Source organism: Mesorhizobium sp. B2-6-4 (genome assembly GCF_006441495.1).
In the GTDB taxonomy this organism is placed as follows: Bacteria; Pseudomonadota; Alphaproteobacteria; order Rhizobiales; family Rhizobiaceae; genus Mesorhizobium.
The window spans coordinates 1-17,209 of sequence record NZ_VFUE01000038.1 but is presented as its reverse complement, the minus strand read 5'-3'; the positions used below and the strand labels follow the sequence as shown (position 1 = coordinate 17,209).

The 17,209-nt window shown below is 63.8% G+C and carries 16 protein-coding genes; 11 read left to right on the top strand and 5 right to left on the bottom strand.

Going from position 1 to position 17,209, the window contains the following annotated elements; translation table 11 throughout:
- Position 1: 1 nt before the first annotated feature.
- Genes FJ426_RS30590 through FJ426_RS30565 form a run of 6 tightly spaced genes read left to right on the top strand, consistent with a single transcriptional unit; the run spans position 2 to position 6,452 of the window.
- Entirely contained in the window at positions 2-787 is a 786-nt protein-coding gene (locus FJ426_RS30590; RefSeq protein ID WP_140515237.1) for an SDR family oxidoreductase, read from the top strand.
- 22 nt (positions 788-809) lie between these two features.
- Positions 810-2,015 carry a CaiB/BaiF CoA-transferase family protein gene (locus FJ426_RS30585; RefSeq protein ID WP_140515238.1) on the top strand — a complete coding sequence of 402 codons (1,206 nt, stop codon included), beginning with the start codon at positions 810-812 and terminating at the stop codon, positions 2,013-2,015.
- 2 nt (positions 2,016-2,017) lie between these two features.
- The gene (locus FJ426_RS30580) at positions 2,018-2,806 is read left to right on the top strand and encodes an enoyl-CoA hydratase/isomerase family protein (protein ID WP_140497502.1); all 789 of its coding nucleotides are present in this window, start codon (positions 2,018-2,020) and stop codon (positions 2,804-2,806) included.
- Positions 2,803-3,819: a hypothetical protein gene (locus FJ426_RS30575; protein ID WP_140515239.1), complete on the top strand. Its 1,017-nt coding sequence runs from the start codon at positions 2,803-2,805 to the stop codon at positions 3,817-3,819. Before FJ426_RS30580 ends, FJ426_RS30575 begins: the two co-directional genes overlap by 4 nt.
- A gap of 14 nt (positions 3,820-3,833) precedes the next feature.
- Positions 3,834-5,603 carry a CoA-transferase gene (locus tag FJ426_RS30570; RefSeq protein WP_140515240.1) on the top strand — a complete coding sequence of 590 codons (1,770 nt, stop codon included), beginning with the start codon at positions 3,834-3,836 and terminating at the stop codon, positions 5,601-5,603.
- A 6-nt stretch (positions 5,604-5,609) separates the two neighbouring features.
- A complete protein-coding gene (locus FJ426_RS30565; protein WP_140497508.1) occupies positions 5,610-6,452 on the top strand; it encodes an SMP-30/gluconolactonase/LRE family protein in 843 nt (280 codons plus the stop codon).
- A gap of 14 nt (positions 6,453-6,466) precedes the next feature.
- Here FJ426_RS30565 and FJ426_RS30560 read toward each other — a convergent pair whose 3' ends face one another.
- The 5 genes from FJ426_RS30560 to FJ426_RS30540 all read right to left on the bottom strand — a co-directional run bounded on the left by FJ426_RS30560 (position 6,467) and on the right by FJ426_RS30540 (position 12,067).
- Positions 6,467-7,387: an ABC transporter permease gene (locus FJ426_RS30560; RefSeq protein WP_140515241.1), complete on the bottom strand. Its 921-nt coding sequence runs from the start codon at positions 7,385-7,387 to the stop codon at positions 6,467-6,469.
- Positions 7,388-7,418: 31 nt separating this feature from the next.
- On the bottom strand, positions 7,419-8,513 hold the full coding sequence (locus FJ426_RS30555; RefSeq protein ID WP_140561639.1) for an ABC transporter permease: 1,095 nt from the start codon (positions 8,511-8,513) through the stop codon (positions 7,419-7,421).
- Positions 8,497-10,044, bottom strand: coding sequence for an ABC transporter ATP-binding protein (locus FJ426_RS30550; RefSeq protein WP_140561638.1), 1,548 nt, complete (start codon positions 10,042-10,044; stop codon positions 8,497-8,499). Before FJ426_RS30550 ends, FJ426_RS30555 begins: the two co-directional genes overlap by 17 nt.
- A gap of 98 nt (positions 10,045-10,142) precedes the next feature.
- Positions 10,143-11,237 (bottom strand): BMP family ABC transporter substrate-binding protein, encoded by a 1,095-nt coding sequence (locus tag FJ426_RS30545; protein WP_140555643.1) that lies wholly within the window; start codon positions 11,235-11,237, stop codon positions 10,143-10,145.
- On the bottom strand, positions 11,234-12,067 hold the full coding sequence (locus FJ426_RS30540) for a GntR family transcriptional regulator (protein ID WP_140497518.1): 834 nt from the start codon (positions 12,065-12,067) through the stop codon (positions 11,234-11,236). The genes FJ426_RS30545 and FJ426_RS30540 overlap by 4 nt, the downstream gene beginning before the upstream one ends.
- 249 nt (positions 12,068-12,316) lie before the next feature.
- Here FJ426_RS30540 and FJ426_RS30535 point away from each other — a divergent pair, with 249 nt between their 5' ends.
- From FJ426_RS30535 to FJ426_RS30515, 5 genes are all read left to right on the top strand, one after another.
- Entirely contained in the window at positions 12,317-13,174 is an 858-nt protein-coding gene (locus FJ426_RS30535) for an aromatic ring-hydroxylating dioxygenase subunit alpha (protein WP_140561636.1), read from the top strand.
- Between the two features lie 31 nt (positions 13,175-13,205).
- Positions 13,206-14,096: an aromatic ring-hydroxylating dioxygenase subunit alpha gene (locus FJ426_RS30530; protein ID WP_140561634.1), complete on the top strand. Its 891-nt coding sequence runs from the start codon at positions 13,206-13,208 to the stop codon at positions 14,094-14,096.
- 21 nt (positions 14,097-14,117) lie between these two features.
- Positions 14,118-15,884: a Rieske 2Fe-2S domain-containing protein gene (locus FJ426_RS30525; protein ID WP_140561633.1), complete on the top strand. Its 1,767-nt coding sequence runs from the start codon at positions 14,118-14,120 to the stop codon at positions 15,882-15,884.
- A 9-nt stretch (positions 15,885-15,893) separates the two neighbouring features.
- A complete protein-coding gene (locus FJ426_RS30520; protein WP_140497527.1) occupies positions 15,894-16,541 on the top strand; it encodes a glutathione S-transferase in 648 nt (215 codons plus the stop codon).
- A 57-nt stretch (positions 16,542-16,598) separates the two neighbouring features.
- A partial coding sequence (locus FJ426_RS30515) for an alcohol dehydrogenase catalytic domain-containing protein (protein WP_181172800.1) occupies positions 16,599-17,209 on the top strand: 611 nt, incomplete at its 3' end.

Sequence of the window (17,209 nt, the reverse complement as noted above, 5' to 3'; positions counted from 1 at the left end):
GATGGCTCGTCTTGAAGCAAAAATCGCCGTCATCACTGGTGCGGCCGACGGGATCGGCCACGCGATCACGCAAGCGATGGCGCGCGAAGGGGCGCATGTCTTCCTGGGCGACATCGCCGACAGCGCTGGTGAGGATTTCGCGGCCGCACTTCGCGCCGCCGGCCACCGCGCCGACTATCTGCATTGCGACGTTTCGCAGGAGGCCGACATTTCAGGCCTCATCGACAGTGCCGTCAAAAAGACGGGACGCCTCGACATCCTCGTCAACAACGCGGCCATTGCCATTGGCGGCATGCCGGTGCACGAGATGACCGACGAGCAGTGGCACCGGCTGATAGCAGTCAACCTGACCAGCGTGTTTCGCGCCTGTAAATACGCGCTGCCGCACATGATCGCGCAGAAATCGGGCTCGATCATCAACATGGCCTCCGCGCAAGGCCACATCGGGCTTGATGGCTGGACCGCCTATGCCGGCGCCAAGGGCGCGGTCATGGCGATGACACGCCAGATGGCGGTTGAATTCGGGCCGCTGAACATCCGCGTCAATTCGATCTCGCCGGGCACCATCAACACGCCGATGAACGACAAACTCATCAAGGAGATCGGCGGCAATCTTGCCAAGGCCTGGGTCAAGATGCATCCGCTCGGCCGTATCGGCGAGCCTTCGGAAGTGGCCGAGGCCGCCGTCTATCTTGCCTCCGATGCCGCCGGCTTCACCACCGGCACCGACCTGCGCGTCGATGGCGGGCTGACGGCGGCGCCGCGCTACGTTCCCGAACTGCTTTGAAAATTTTGAAACGAGACATGACATGAACAAGGCCCTCGAAGGCGTCCGCATCCTCGATTTCAGCCATCTGCTGCAGGGGCCGTTCGCTACCCAGCTGCTCGGCGACATGGGCGCCGATGTCATCAAGATCGAGCGCGCCGGCGCCGGCGACATGTTCCGTGGCATGACCTTTTTCGCCAAGTGGGTCGGCGGTTCGGAGAGCCCGAACTTCCTCGCCTGGAACCGCAACAAGCGTTCGATCGCGCTCAACCTGAAGAGCCGCAAGGTGCATGCCATCATCATGGAGATGGCGAAAAGCGCCGACGTGGTGGTGCAGAACTTCCGCCCAGGCGTGCTGGCCAAGCTCGGCTATGGTTATGAGGATTTCAAGACCGTCAATCCGCGCATCATCTATTGCTCGGGCTCGGGCTATGGCGAGGAAGGGCCTTATGTCGAGCGCCCCGGCCAGGACATGCTGATCCAGGGGCTCGCAGGGCTGATCGCCAACACCGGCCGCGGCGATCAAGCCCCGGTTCCCGCCGGCGCCGGCCTCGCCGACCAGATCGGCGCCATGAACATGGTCTACGGCATCCTGTCGGCGCTCTATTATCGCGAGAAGACCGGCAAGGGCCAGAAGATCGAGGTCAACCTGCTGGCCGGCCTCTTGGCGCACCTCAACCAGGAATATGTCGCGGTGCTCAACCTTGGTGAGGACTTCGTGCGGCCGAATTCCGGGATCGGCCATCCCGGCATGCAGGCGCCGTTTGGCATCTACGAGACCAGCGACGGCGGCTACGTGTCGATCGCCATGAGCCCGTTCAAGACGCTCTACGAGGTGCTGGAGGCGCCGCAGCTTGCCGTCTACGACGATCTCAAGACTTTGTTCGACAAGCGCGATGAAGTCTTCGAGAAGGTGAATGCCGAGACCAGGAAATTCGCCACGCAGGATTTGTTGGCGCGGCTGCTGGCAGCCGATATCTGGTGCGCCGAGGTGAAGGATATCCGCCGCGCCGCTGAGGACCCGCAGGTCAAGCACATGGGCATGATCACCAGCTACGACCATCCGCGCGGCGGCAAGGTGCAGGTGGTCGCCCCGGCGGTCAAGATGAGCGAGACGCCCGCGACCATAGAACGGCCGGCGCCGCTGGTCGGCCAGCACGGCCGCGAGATCCTGGCCGAGTTCGGCCTCTCCAAGGACGAGATCGCCGCATTGGAGGCGTCCGGTGACATGACCGTGGACGCCGCCTGACGATGCGCGCCTACCAGACACTCACGGTCGAAACCGCGGGCCGGGTCGCGATCGTCACCTTCCGCCGCGCCGATCAGCTCAACGCCATGAACCGGCTGATGCAAGGCGAGATCACTGAAACCTTCGAGTCGCTATCCGGCGATGCAAGCATCGGGGCGATCGTGGTGACAGGGGAAGGGCGCGGCTTCATGGCCGGCGCCGACATCAAGGAATACGCCGCCCAGACCGGACCGGAATTCGACATTTTCCAGGCTGCCGGCATGCGCATGTACGCGGCCATCGAGAACAACCGCAAACCGGTGATCGCGGCGGTCAACGGCTTCGCGCTGGGCGGCGGCATGGAGCTGGTGCTGTGCTGCGACCTCGTCATCGCCAACCAATTCGCCAAGCTCGGCCTGCCGGAAATCAAGCTCGGGCTGATCCCCGGCGGCGGCGGCACGCAACGCAGCGTGGCCAAGCTCGGCCGCAACCGCGCCAATTTCCTGCTGATGACCGGCGCCATCGTCCCGGCCTCGGAATTCGTCGCTGCCGGTCTGGTCAACGAGATCGTCGAGGTCGACCGGCTGATGCCGCGCGCGCTGGAACTGGCCGAAATGATCGCCGCCGAGCCTGCTGCCGCAATCGAGGGACTGAAGGCGCTGACGGCGCATGCCGTGTCCGGCGATCTGGACGATGGGCTCACCATGGAGCGCGACATATTGGGTGAGCTCTATCGCAGCGAGATCGGCCAGCAGCGCGTCAAGGAGTTCGCCGAGCGGAGCACGACAAAGGCAAAGAAGGGCGGGCCGTGAACGCGGGCGACGATTATCGCGGATTGGGCTGGGCGCATGGCGCGCTGACTGTCCAGCGGCTTGGCGCGATGCTGGCGCCGGTTACGTTCATTCTGGAGGACGGTCGGCAGGTTTCGCCGATGAACATTGCGCCGTGGTCGAACGAGCCGCAGGCGCAAGCGCTGCCAGGCATCCTGCGCAAGCTGCGCGGCGAATGGCCCTGCGTGCCGTTCGGCTATTCGGTGCCTGCCGAGGGATGGCCCGAGGACTGGGCTCGGGTGATGGGCTCGCCGGAGGAGGGCGAGGAAGCCCATGGCCATAGCTCCAACCATGACTGGCAATGGCGCGAGAGCGCCAAAGGATCGTTGTCACTGACACTCGCCTATCCAGCCGGAAGCCCGGTCGGGCGTGTCGAGCGGACGGTGACGCCCGATCCGTCGATGCCAGCCGTCGACGTTGAATTCAAGATCGTCGTTCGCCATGCCTGCCGATTGCCGATCGGCTTGCATCCGGTGTTCCGGCTGCCAGCGGAGATCGGCGCCGCCGCGCTGGAACTTGGTTCCTTCGATCACGGTCGCACCTATCCACACGATGTCGAAACTGGCGCTGAACTGTTCGCCCGGAACGCGTCCTTCACTGACTTGTCGAGCGTACCGGCCCGCGCGGGCGGCATGGCTGATGCTTCGCGACCGCCGCTGGTGGCCGACACGGAGGAATTGTTGCAGATCGAGGGCCTGGATGGCACGGTGGCGCTCGCCAATCATGCGGACGGGTACCGCGTGAAACTTTCCTGGCAGAAGGAGCATTTCCCGAGCCTTTTGCTCTGGTACTCCAATCGTGGCCGCAAAGCAGCACCCTGGAACGGGCGCCATGTCGCCATCGGCATCGAGCCGATCTGCTCGCCCTTCGGGCTCGGCCCGGCGACAGCGTTGGCCGACAATCCGATCGCGCAATCCGGCATTGCGACGGCGCAGGAATTCTCGCCTGAAAAACAGTTCGTGACCCGCTATCGCATCGAGGCATCCGCGCTGTGACGAACCGTGCCGCAATGTCCCTGGTCAAGCCGAACCGGCCGCGCTTCACGGATGTCGAAGGACTGGCCGCGATGGTCGGCCATGGCGAATCGTTTGGTGTCGGCGGCCACCATTTCGCCCGGCTGCCGATCGCATTGCTGCGTGCGATAGCCCGGTCGGGCGTCAAGGATCTGCATTACATCTGCTGGGCCGGCGGCTTGCCCCTCGAACTGCTGCTCGAAGCGCATGCCGTGGCTGAGATCGACCTCTGTTTCTCCAGCCTCGACATTTTCGGCTTGCCGCCAAAATTCCGCGCAGCCGCCGAAAGCGGCGCGATACCGGTTCGCGATTGGACGGCGCTGGCCATGATCCAGGCGCTGCGGGCGGCGCAGCAGAACCTGCCCTCGATGCCGTTCCAGCTTCCGCTGGGATCGGGCATGCTGGCGCGCGTGCCGGGTGCGAGCGCCAGACCTGATCCGATTGCCGGTACCGAAAACGGATTCGTCCCGCCGCTGCGGCTCGACACATTCGTCGTCCATGCCCAGCGCGCCGATGAAAGCGGCAATGTGCAGATCATCGGGCCCCGCGCGCTGGACTTCGCCATGGCGGGTGCGGCGCGCAAGGTGCTGGTCACGGTCGAGGAAATCGTGCCGGGCGGGACGCTGCGCCAGGACGGCCGCCAGAGCGTGCTGACCCGCAACCAGGTTTCGGCGATTGCGCTGGCGCCGGCCGGCGCCTATCCGGCCTCGTGCCTGCCGTTTTACGTCACGGATTATCAGCGATTGTCGGAGGCGTTCGCCGACCGGCAAACGCCTTTGGCGGACAATCTGCGCCCGCCTTCCGAGGGCGTGCCGAAGCCGTTGCAAAGAGCTGCGAAGGTTCGAGCTAACACAGCGCTTGCCATGCCGGCGCTTGCGCGCGCCGAAGAGAAAGCATCCGTCGACGAGATCATCGCCGCTCGCATCGCCGCCGAACTCACCAATGAGAGCTTCGCCAGCGCGGGTGCGGTCTCGCCGCTGGCCAACGTCGCCTACCGGCTGGCCAAGGCCACGCACGCGCCGGACATGATCATCGCGACGATGAGCTGCGGCCATCTCGACATCGCGCCGAGCCCGATGATCCTCTCGCTGATCGAAAGCTTCGATTGCGAAACGGCTGTCGCGCATGCCGGCGGCGACGACACCTACTCGACCTATTACCAGGCCGGCGCGGTGACGCACGAGATCGTCGGCGCGGCACAGGTCGACCGGCGCGGCCGCGTCAACACGATCGCACTGCGCAAACCAAGCGGCGGCCTCATCCGGTTGCCGGGGCAAGGCGGCATGGCCGATGTCGCCAACATGCACCGCGATTACCTGCTCTACATCCCCCGCCACTCGATCCAGTCGCTGGTGGACGAGGTCGAGATCGTCAGTTCCGCCCGGGGGTTGCTGACGGCGGCCGAACGCGAGCCGATGGGCTATCGCACCGGCAGGGCGCTGGTCTTCACCGATCTCTGCGTCTTCCGGCTCGACGAGACTTCGAGGGAATTGATCGTCGTCGAAACCATGCCGGACGTCACGCAGCAGCAGATCCGTGACGCCACCGGATTTGCGGTGTCGTTCGACCCCTGTTGCCGCGAGGTCTCGCTGCCTTCCGACAACACGCTCGCCATCTTGCGAAACCGCATCGACCCGCTCGGTCTGCGCCGTCTGGAATTCGTCAGCGCCAAGGAGCGCGGCGCGCTGATCGCCGAGATTCTTGAAGCCGACCGCGCGATGGTCGGACGCTGCATCACCGCGCAGACGGCGCTTGTCGAAAGCTGAGATCCCATGGCCAAGCCGTTGCTCGACATGTCAGCCGCGCGCGTTTTCTTCGACGGCATCTTCACCAGCCCGCGCGTCGCGCATCCGGAGGGCGTGGCCGTTCACCGCGATGGCTCGATCTGGTGTGGCACCGAAACCGGCGACCTGCTGCGGCTGGCCGCCGATGGCGGCTCGGTCGGGCGCATGGGCGGCACCGACGGTTTTCTGCTCGGCATCGCTTTCGACAGCGCGGGAAACTGCTTTGCCTGCGACCTCAGGCATGCCGCGATTTTCCGCTGGGATGCCGCGACAGCGCGCATGGAGCGCTTCGCGTCGGCCGGCATTCGCGTGCCGAACTACCCGATCGTCGACGAGGCGAGGGGTTGGCTCTTCGTTTCGGACAGCGTTGGCCAGGACAATCGCTCGGGCATCTTCCGCTACGATCTCAAGACGGGCGAGGGCGGCCTGTGGTGCCGGGAGGCGATGTCGTTCGCCAACGGCATGGCGATGGCGCCGGACGGCAACGGCCTCTATGTCGTGGAAAGCGACGCACCCTGCATCAGCTATGTGCCGATCCTTGCTGACGGATCGGCGGGGGCTCGTGAGATCGTCGTCGAGGGCGTGCACAATGTTCCGGACGGAGTGGCCTTTGCGCCTGACGGCTCATTGTTCATCTCATGTTATGAGCCCAGCCGTATTTATCGCTGGCAAAAGGACAAAGGTCTCGAAGTGCTGATCGAGGATCCCGCCGCAACCACGCTGGCGCACCCCACCAACATCGCCTTCAAGGGCGACAAGCTCTATACCGCCAATCTGGGTCGCTGGCATATTACCGAGATCGACTTGAGCCTTCTCCAGCAAGGGAAGTAGCATTTCGCAGAAGGTCAACTCGTCGGGCGAAAGGGTTTTGCCAGCGAGGCCGGGAAGTGCAGGGCCAGCATCTGGCGGTTTCGTGAGATCAGCACCAGAACGATGATGGTGGCGAGATAAGGCAGGGCCGAGAGCAGTTCGGATGGCACGTCCAGCCCCAGCGCCTGACCTTGCAACTGAAGGATCGTCATCCCGCCGAACAGCCACGCGCCAAGCAGGATGCGCAGCGGCCGCCAGGTGGCGAAGACCACCAGCGCAAGCGCGATCCAACCCTTGCCGGCAGTCATGTTCTCGACCCAGAGCGGCGTGTAGGCGACCGACAAATAGGCGCCTGCCAGGCCTGCCATCAGCCCGCCGAACAGCACGGCCATGTAGCGGATCCTGATCACGGGATAGCCGATCGCATGCGACGTCTGCGGCGACTCGCCGATCGTGCGCAGCACCAGGCCAGCTTTCGTGCGGTAGAGAAACCAACTGATGGCGACGAACATCAGCAGGGCCAGATAGACCATCGGATCGAAGCGGAACAGTAGCGGACCGATCAGCGGCAGATCGGACAGAACGGGGATGTCGAGGCGGCGCAGTGCCTCGATCGGCTCGCTGCCGAAGCCGCGCCCGAGGAAGGCGGAGACGCCCGAACCGAAGATCGCCAGCGCCAGGCCGGCTGCATATTGGTTGGTCAGGAACGTCAGCGCCAGAACGCCGAACAGCAGCGAGGCGGCCGCACCCGCCAACGCGCCGGCCAGGATCGCCACAGGCATCGGATAGCCCGCGGTGACGGCCCAGAATGCCAATGCGGCGCCCATCAGCATCATGCCTTCGATTCCGAGATTGAGGACACCCGACTTCTCCACCACGAGCTCGCCGAGCGCGGCGAATATCAGCGGTGTGGCGGCAATGACGGTGCCGGTGAAGATGGCGATGAACAGATCCATCAGGCTGTCTCCCGCACGATCCGAAATCCGCTCATCGTGCCGTCTCCAGCGCATGCGTGTCCCGGACGGGTCGCACCAGTCGAACGCGATAGAAGATGAAGAAGTCGGCGGCGAGCAGGAAGAACAGCAGGATGCCCTGGAAGATCCGCGTCAGGGCCGAAGGCAGGCCGAGCGTCATCTGCACACCTTCGCCGCCGAGGAAAAGCAGCGACATCAACAGCCCGCCAAGCACGATACCGAAGGCGTTCAGCCGTCCGACGAAGGCAACGATGATGGCCGCGAAGCCGTAGCCTGGCGAAATCTGAGGCGAGAGCTGCCCGAGCGGCCCGGCGGCTTCCGCCATGCCGGCGATGCCGGCCGCGGCACCTCCCGCCAGCAGTCCGATCCAGACCGCAGCCGATTCGCGAAAGCCGGCATAACGGGCGGCAAGCGGTGCAGCCCCGCTCACCGACATCTTGTAGCCGAGGAAGCTGCGGTCGGTGAACAGCCACATCAGGAGCACGGCGACGACCGTGATGAAGATCGACGGGTTGAGGCGATAGGCGGGGTCAAAGGATTCGAACAGGGCCGCCGTCGGCAGAAGTGCCGTCTGCGGATAGTTGAAGCCGGCCGGATCGCGCCACGGTCCGTGCACGAGATAGGACAGGAACAGCGTCGCGATATAGGTCATCATCAGCGTGACGAGGATCTCGTTGGTGTTCATGCGGGCGCGCAGAAAGGCGGGGATTGCCGCCCAGGCCATGCCGGCGCCCATGCCGGCGATGAACATCAGCGGCAACAGCAGCACGCTTTCGGGGTTCGGCCAGAAAAGCCCCACGCCGCTGGCCGCGATTGCCCCCATGGTGAACTGGCCCTCGGCGCCGATATTCCAGACATTGGCGCGGAAGCCGACCGCCAGCCCGCAAGCAATGAGGATCAGCGGCGAGGCCTTGAGCAGCCATTCGGACAGGCCGTTCATGGAAGAGAGCGGCTCGATGAAGAAGGCATGGAGGGTCGCCAGCGGATCATGTCCGAGGGAGGCGAAGAAAATCGATCCGACGACGACAGTCAACAGGGTCGCCAGCGCCGGCGCGGCAACGCGCATCAGCGAGGAGGGCTCCGGCCTTTGTTCAATCCTGAAGCGCATTGTTGCCACCCCCATTGGCCAATGCGCCGTCGCTCATGCCGCGGCCCGTCATCAGAAGTCCGATCTCCTCGCGATCGGTCGTCTTGCGCGCCAGCGGTGGGGAAACCTTCCCTTGGCAAATGACCAGCAGCCGGTCGCAGATCTCGAACAACTCGTCGAGTTCCTCGGAGACGACGAGCACCGCCGCGCCGGCGCGGCTGAGATCGACGATGGTCTGCCGGATGAAGGCGCTCGCGCCGACGTCAACCCCCCAGGTCGGCTGAGACACCAGGAGGAGCTTCGGCTGGAGCGCGATCTCACGCCCGACGATGAATTTCTGCAGATTGCCGCCGGACAGGCTTTGCGCGGTCGCCTGCGGCCCGTTGGCCTTGACCTTGAACCTATCGATTATGCCGGCGGCGAACGCCTTGGCCCGGCGCCGGTCGACCAGCCCGTTGCGCACCGTGCCGAAGCGGTGCGCGGTCAGCACCGCATTCTCCCACAGCGTGTGCGAGGGCACGGCGCCGCGCCCGAGCCGCTCTTCGGGAACGAAGGCGACGCCGAGCTTGCGGCGCTCGTGCGGGCGAAGGCGGGCTGCGCCGGTTCCGCAAATCCGGATGGCGTCGCTGCGCTCATGCGTGCGCTCGCCGCTGAGCAAGGCGATCAGCTCGGCCTGGCCATTGCCGGAAACCCCGGCCAGGCCGACAATCTCGCCGCCATGCACCTTGAAAGAAATGTCCTTCAGGTCGACGCCGAAATGATCCCGGGACTTCACCGTAAGTCTGTTGACCTCGAGCACCGGTCTGTCGCTTGGCGTCGGCGGGCCGACATGCATTTCAGGCAGCTTCGAACCCACCATCATGCGGGCAAGCTCCAGCGACGTCGTCTCCTTCGGACGCGCGGTACCGGTGACCTTGCCGTTGCGCAGCACGGTGGCGGTGTCGCAGAGCTCCTGGACCTCGTCGAGCTTGTGGCTGATATAGACGATGCCGCAGCCCTCGGCGGCAAGTTGGCGGAGCGTCTCGAACAGCTTCACCACCGCCTGCGGCGTCAGTACCGAGGTCGGCTCGTCGAGGATCAGCAGTTTCGGCGCCTGCAGCAGGCAGCGCACGATCTCGACGCGCTGGCGCTCGCCGACCGACAGGTCGTGCACCTGGCGATGCGGGTCGATGGGCATGCCGTAGCGGCGCGACATATCGCGGATCTTGTCGGCGAGCGAAGGCAGGTCGTATGCGCTGCTGGCCGAGAGCGCTATGTTCTCGACCACCGAAACGGATTCGAACAGCGCGAAATGCTGATAGACCATTTCGATGCCGAGTGCGCGCGACATCGCCGGGGTGTGCGTGGCGATCGGATTGCCGTCGCAAAAGATCTCGCCGGAATCGGCTTGCGTCGCCCCGTAGATGATTTTCATCAGGGTGGATTTGCCGGCGCCGTTTTCGCCCAGCACGGCATGGATCTCGCCGGGTTGAATCGACAGCGACACATCGTCATTGGCGACGACGCCGGGATAGCGCTTGCAGATGTTGCGCAGTTCTAGTCGCGGATGCATGGCGGGTCCTGCCGTGGCGTGAAGCGAGGTTGGACGGGAACCAGGCAAGGAGACGCCGAAGGTATGGACTTGGGCGTCTCCCGGCACTTTTACGGTGATCAGCTCAGCCTGCCGATCATCCCCTTCACGAACCAGTTCATGCCGCGAATGTCGTCATCGGCCAGAACCGAACCGGCGGCAACCTTGACGTTGCCGTCCTGATCCTTCAGTTCCCCGGCGTAGGGATGAAGCTTGCCGCTGCCGATGTCGGCCTCGAGCTGCTTGAGCTTGGCGCGCGCATCGGCGGGGATACCCTCATTGTAGGGGGCCATTTTCACCACCCCGGCCGCCAATCCGTCCCAGCGGACTTCCGGCTTCCAGGTACCGGCGGCCACGGCCTTGGCTGCGCCGACATAGTCGCTGGTCCAATCGAGAACGAAAGAGGTCAGCTGCTTGCCCGAGGCGAATTTCGACATGTCGCTGGCATAGCCGATCGACCAGGCGCCACCTTCGCCGGCGACCTGTACGCCGGTCGCGGTGTCCGTCATCGAGCAGACCACGTCGCAGCCTTGAGAGATCAGCGTCTTGGCCGCCTCCTTCTCCTTGCCCGGGTCGAACCAGGAATTCAGGAAGATGGTGTTGCAGGTCGCGTTTGGATTGACGCTCTGCGCGCCAAGCAGCAGCGCATTTGCCGGACCGACGATGTCGGGGATCGGAAAGCCGCCGATGAAACCGATCTTGCCCGATTTGGACATGTAGCCGCCCGCCGCGCCGGCGACGAAGGTGCCTTCGTAATATTTCGCTTCGAAGGTTCCCAGATTGGCTAGGTGGACGATGCCTGAGCAGTGTTCGAACGCCACCTTGGGAAAGCGCGGCGCCACCTTCTGCATCGGCGTTCCATGCGAAAAGCTTGTGCCGAAGATCAGCCTGTTGCCGGCGCTGGCCAGTTCGCGGAAGACACGCTCGGCGTCCTGCGGCATGAAGATGTTGTCGATGACGGTGAGCTCGACCTTGTCGCCGAATTCGGCCTTGATGGCCTCGACGCCGAGGCTGTGCTGCTTGGTCCAGCCGATCTCGGCGACCGGCGAGACGTAGACGGCACCGATCTTCAGCACCTCCTGCGCCTGTGCGATGGTGCTCAGCGCTCCCGCGCCAAGAGCCGCGCCGGCCGCGCCGCTGTGTTTCAGGAATTCACGTCTCGTCAGTTTCTTCATGACGGTAGCCCTCTGTTGGTCTTTTTTGTTGATGCCCGGCTTGTCGGTGCCCGGTCTGTTCTGGGGATATGGAGGTGGAGATGCGTTGCCGCGTCGCCGCCGCCGGATGCATTCGACAATCTTCGCAGCGGTACAGTCGCGCCGTCGGCCTTGCCGTCGAGATAGGGCGCCAGCGCTTCGGCAGGCGTCATCTCTGGAAACACTGCGCGATCCATGATGTAGCCGCGCACCACCGCGCGGTGGTGGGTGTCGATCAGGTCCATGGCCGGTTTCAGCCGGCCCTTCTCCAGCAGGTCGACGACCCGCGAGTGGTCGTCCAGCAGATTGCAATAGTCGAAATCGGCTGAAATGAGGGAGCGCAGCAGCGTCGTGCGGCGCACCAGCTGCGCGTGGATTTCCTGCATGACCTTGTTGCGGCTGAGGCGTACGAACACGGTATGGAACTCTTGGCCCAGCACGTCGGCCAGCGCATCGTTGCCGGCGGCAACAGCTTGGCGCTGGCGCTCGACATGCTGGCGCAGTTCGGCCCAGCCGGCCGGCCCAAGGCGATCGCTGAGCTGTGCTGCGACGCCCTGTTCGACGAGCGTCAACGCGTCGTAGATCTCCATCGCCTCCTGCATGCTCGGCTTGGCGACGAAGGCACCGCGGTTGCGTTCGATCTGGGCCAGCCCGTCATCGGCGAGCCGGATCAGGGCCTGGCGCACCACGATGCGGCTCACGTTGAATATTTCGGAGAGTTCGCGTTCGCCGAGCTTGCAGCCGGGCACGAGGCGATGGTCGATGATGGCGCGGGTCAGCGTATCCGCGATGGTCTGGGAACGGCTGCTCAAGGCATGGTTCTCCGCCATTTCGACGACATGATCAGCGGGCTTTCGTGATGGCGACATGCCTCGTCAGGACATGACATATCCCAGGTTCAGCTTTCTCATATCGGAATTCAATCATCATAATCTGTCAACACAAAAAAGGATTTTGCACGACAAAAAAATGTTGATTGGTATCCAATCTTGTGGTTTCGTCATCCCGAAACGTCGGGCTAGGTTCATGGTGAAGGGCTAGCCGAGTTGGGAGGGAAGCCGATGGCAACCCGTTGCGTTGACCGCGAGCTTTTGAACGACTGGCACATCGTCGCGGATCAGGAATCGCTAAGCCAGGATACGCGGTTTGCCACATGCCTGCTTGGGGTCGCTCTCTCCGTTCACAAGTGTTCAAACAAGATCGAAGTCGTTCGCAGCGATACGGGCGCCACGCTGAAAAGCGCCCAGCGTTATGGCTTCATCTGGACCTGCCTGGACAAGCCCTGGCGCGACATCATCTATATCCCTGAGGCCAATGAGGCAGACCGGCATCTGGTCAGCGGCGGTTCGATCGCGGTCAAGGTGTCGGGCCTCCGCGCGGTCGAGAATTTTCTCGATATGGGGCATTTCCCCTTCATTCATACCGGCTGGCTCGGCGAGGAGCCGCATACCGAGGTCGCGCCCTACAAGGTTGAGATCACAGCGCAGGACGAGGTGCTGGCGACCGAATGCAAATTCTATCAGCCGGTGGCTTCGCCGACCGCCAAGGAAGGCTTTGTCGTCGACTACATCTACAAGGTGATTCGGCCCTACACGGTGGCTCTCTACAAGAGCAACCCGATCCAGAAGGACCGGCTCGACGTCATTACCCTGTTCGTGCAGCCGGTGGACGAGGAAAACTGCATCGCGCATCCTTACCTCTGCTATCTTAAGGAAGGCATGGAGGCGGGAACGGTGCGCAGCTTCATGCAATTGATCTTCGCCCAGGACAAACCGATCCTGGAGAACCAGGTACCTAAGCGCCTGCCGCTCGATCCGCGTGCCGAGACCCCGATCCGTGCCGATGCCGTGTCGGTTTCCTACCGGCGCTGGTTGCGTGATCGGGCCGTCACCTATGGCGCGATACCGGCACAAGCCTGATGACGTCTGGGGGCATCCAAAGGATAAAACGATGACAAAATGCTCGGATCCCGTGATCCTCAATCTCTGGCATCCCGTAGGGGCGATCGCCGAGACCGTTCCCGGCGGTGTCCAGGACACCATTCTGCTCGAGGAGCGGCTCAGCTTCGCGGTCGACGTGGATGGTGAGCCCGTCGTCTGGCGCTCACGTCCCGATGTACAAGGAGTTGATCGTATTCCAGCCGCCGACAGGCTGCCGGCAAGAAGCGCCTACGGCTATGTCTGGACTTCGCTCGGCTCGCCACCGGCCGAGCTGTTTCCGATCCCGGAATATGAAGAGCCGGACCGCCGCAAGCTCAACGCGGCCACGTTTGGCGTCAACGTCTCGGCACCGCGCGCCATCGAGAACTTTCTCGACATGGGTCACTTTCCCTATGTGCATACCGACATATTGGGCGTCGAGCCGCACACTGAGGTCAAGGAATACGACGTCGAGATCTCGGTAGATCGTGACGAGATCCTGGCCACGCGCTGCCGCTTCTTCCAGCCGATGGCTTCGACCGCTTCCGGTGGCGGCGCCGACGTGGACTATGTCTATCGCGTGCCGCATCCCTATTGCTCCGTGCTCTACAAATCGAGCCCGGTCGACGAGGCACGGCGCGACGTCATCGCCATCTTCCTGCAGCCGGTCGACCAGGAGCACGTGCGCGCCCACATGCTGCTTTGCGTGCTCGACGAAGACAACGAAGACAAGGTGATCAAGCGCTTTCAGCAGACGATCTTCGGCCAGGACAAGCCGATCCTGGAAAACCAGGTGCCCAAACGCCTGCCGCTCGATCCGCGCGCCGAAACGCCCATCCGGGCCGACAAGTCGGCCATCGCCTACCGGCGCTGGCTCAGTCAGAAGGGCGTGACCTACGGTGTCATTCCGGTTGCGGCCTGACGAGATTCTTGGAGACGATTGATGTTGGAAGAAGCCAGAAGCCAGTGGCATCCGATCGCCGCTTCCCATGATTTGCCGTACCGCCACGTTTTCCATGGTCAATTGCTCGGCCGGGAATTCGCCGTCTGGCGTGCCGATGACGGCTACGTCAACATCTGGGAAAACCGCTGCCTGCATCGCGGCGTCAGGCTGTCGATTGGCATCAATGACGGGCGCGAGCTGAAGTGCCAATATCACGGCTGGCGTTATTCGAACCGCACCGCCGGCTGCACCTACATTCCAGCGCATCCTGCCGACGCGCCGGCCCGCACCATCACCAACCGCACCTTCCCCGGGGTCGAGCGCTACGGCTTGGTCTGGTCCTCCGAGGAGCCTCGCGGCGAGGTGCCGGATGTTGCCGCGCTGACCGAAGGCAAGCTGCTCGCCTTGCGCGGCATCGCGGTCAACGCGCCGGCCGACAAGGTCGTCGAAAGGCTGAAGGCCTATCGCTTTCAGCCCAACGCAGCGATCGAAGGCGAGGGCGCGGAAACCATCATCGAGGCCGCGCGGGATTTTGCCGTGGCGCTGCACTCGCGCGATGGTGGTGCCGAGACGCGCGGCGTGTTCTTCGTGCAGCCGGTTGATTCAAACCGTTCGGTGATCCGTGGCGTGCTCGATCAGGAGGCCGAAGGGGCCACCCGCATCGCCATCCTGCGCCACCACAATGAGCGGCTTTCCAAGCTGCGCGACGAGGTCGAGCGCGACGTCGCGAACGCACCGGCGCCCGCGCCGATCGAGCCGATCTACGAAAGGGTGTCGGCCGAACTCGCCGAAATGCCCGAGGTGACCGCGCATGGCCGCAAGGCGGCGCTGCGCGTCAGCGTGGCCAGGAAATGGCAGGCGGCCGACGGCGTTGCCGGTTTCGAGCTCCGCCCGATCAAGGGCATCCTGCCGACGTTCCAGCCTGGGGCCCATATCGACGTCCATATGCCCAATGGCGAGATCAGGCAGTATTCGATCACCAACGGCCCTGGTGAAACCGACAGCTTCATCATCGGCGTCAAGCTGGAGCGGGATTCGAAGGGCGGCTCCAAATGCATGCATGAGACAGTCCGCGAGGGCGACGTGCTGGCGATCTCCGAGCCGCGCAACAATTTCCCGCTGCGCCGTGACGCGATCAAGACGCTGTTCGTCGCCGGCGGCATCGGCATCACGCCGCTGCTCGCAATGGCGCAGGCGCTGAAGAACCAGGAGCTGGCGCACGAGCTGCACTATTTTGCGCAAGGGGAGGAACACCTCGCTTTCGCCGATCGGCTGAAGCATCTCGGCGATGCGCTGAAGCCGCATCTCGGGCTGTCGCCGGACGCGACCGGCGCCGAGCTTCGGGGGATTCTCGCCGGTTACCGGGACGGCATGCATCTCTACATCTGCGGTCCCGGACCGATGCTGGAAGCCGCCCGCAAGATCGCCGCCGAGCAGGGCTGGCCGGATACCGCCATCCATTTCGAATATTTCAAGAACACCAACAAGATCGACGACAGTTCGAGCTTCGAAGTAGCGCTGGCGCGCTCCTGCGTCACGCTGCAGGTGCCGGGCGGCAAGACGATCATGCAGGTCATGCGCGAGAATGGCATCGATGTTCCGTCGTCCTGCGAGCAGGGCGCATGCGGTACCTGCGTCGCGACAGTGATCGAGGGCGAGCCGGACCATCAGGACGTCTACCTCAACGATGCCGAGCGCAAGGCCGGAACCAGGATCATGACCTGCGTCTCGCGCGCCAAATCGGCACGCCTCGTGCTCGACGTTTAGGAACTCCCGATGATCACGCTTTACGATTACGAACTTTCGGGCAACTGCTACAAGCTGCGGCTGCTGATGAGTTTTCTCGGCATCGACTACAAGACAGTGCCGGTCGACTTCTACCCCGGCCGCGAACACAAGTCGGAATGGTTCCTGAAGCTCAATCCGCTCGGCCAACTGCCGGTTATCGAGGATGAAGGGCTGATCCTGCGCGACGCCCAGGCGATCCTGGTCTACCTCGCGTCGAAATACGATCCGTCGGGCACATGGTATCCCCGGAACAGACCGGCCCTGCTCGGCGAGATCAGCCAGTGGCTGGCCTTCGCCGACGGCATCACTTCGACGGCGTCGGCCGCCCGCCTGCACGACGCGCTGTTCTACGATTTCGACATCGATGCCGCACGCGCCGGCGCGCACCGGCTGTTCCGTATCCTCGACGAGCATCTGTGGTTCGGCGAGCAGCAGGGCCGCGGCTGGATCTGCTCGGCCGATCATCCGACCATCGCCGATATTGCCTGCTTTCCCTACATCATGCTGTCGGAGGAGGGCGGCATTACGCGCCAGGACTATCCCGCCATCCGGCGTTGGTGCGATCGTGTCAAACGCATCAAAGGCTTTACCGTGATGTCGGGCGTGTTCCCGGCGGGGCCGGCCAAGGCCGCATGATTTCTATCGCAACGCCGGGCGATCGGTCGTCCCGGCAAGCAAGTTTGGGAGAAAGAAATGAAAACCCGCGCCGCTGTTGCCGTTGCTGCCGGAAAGCCGCTTGAGATCATGGAGGTCGACCTCGACGGCCCGCGCGAGGGCGAGGTGCTGGTCGAGATCAAGGCGACCGGCATCTGCCACACCGACGAGTTCACGCTGTCGGGTGCCGATCCCGAGGGCCTGTTTCCCGCCATTCTCGGCCATGAGGGCGCCGGCGTGGTGGTCGATGTCGGCAAGGGCGTCACCTCGGTCAAAAAGGGCGACCATGTGATCCCGCTCTATACGCCCGAATGCCGGCAGTGCCCGTCGTGTTTGTCGCGCAAGACCAATCTGTGCACCGCCATCCGCGCCACGCAGGGGCAAGGCCTGATGCCGGACGGCACCTCGCGCTTCTCGATCGGGGGCGAAAAATTGTTTCACTATATGGGCTGCTCGACCTTCTCCAACTTTACGGTGCTGCCGGAGATCGCCGTTGCCAAAGTCAATCCCGACGCGCCCTTCGACAAGATCTGCTACATCGGCTGCGGGGTGACCACCGGCGTGGGCGCGGTCATCAACACCGCCAAGGTCGAGCAAGGCGCGACCGCGGTGGTCTTCGGCCTCGGCGGCATCGGGCTCAACGTCATCCA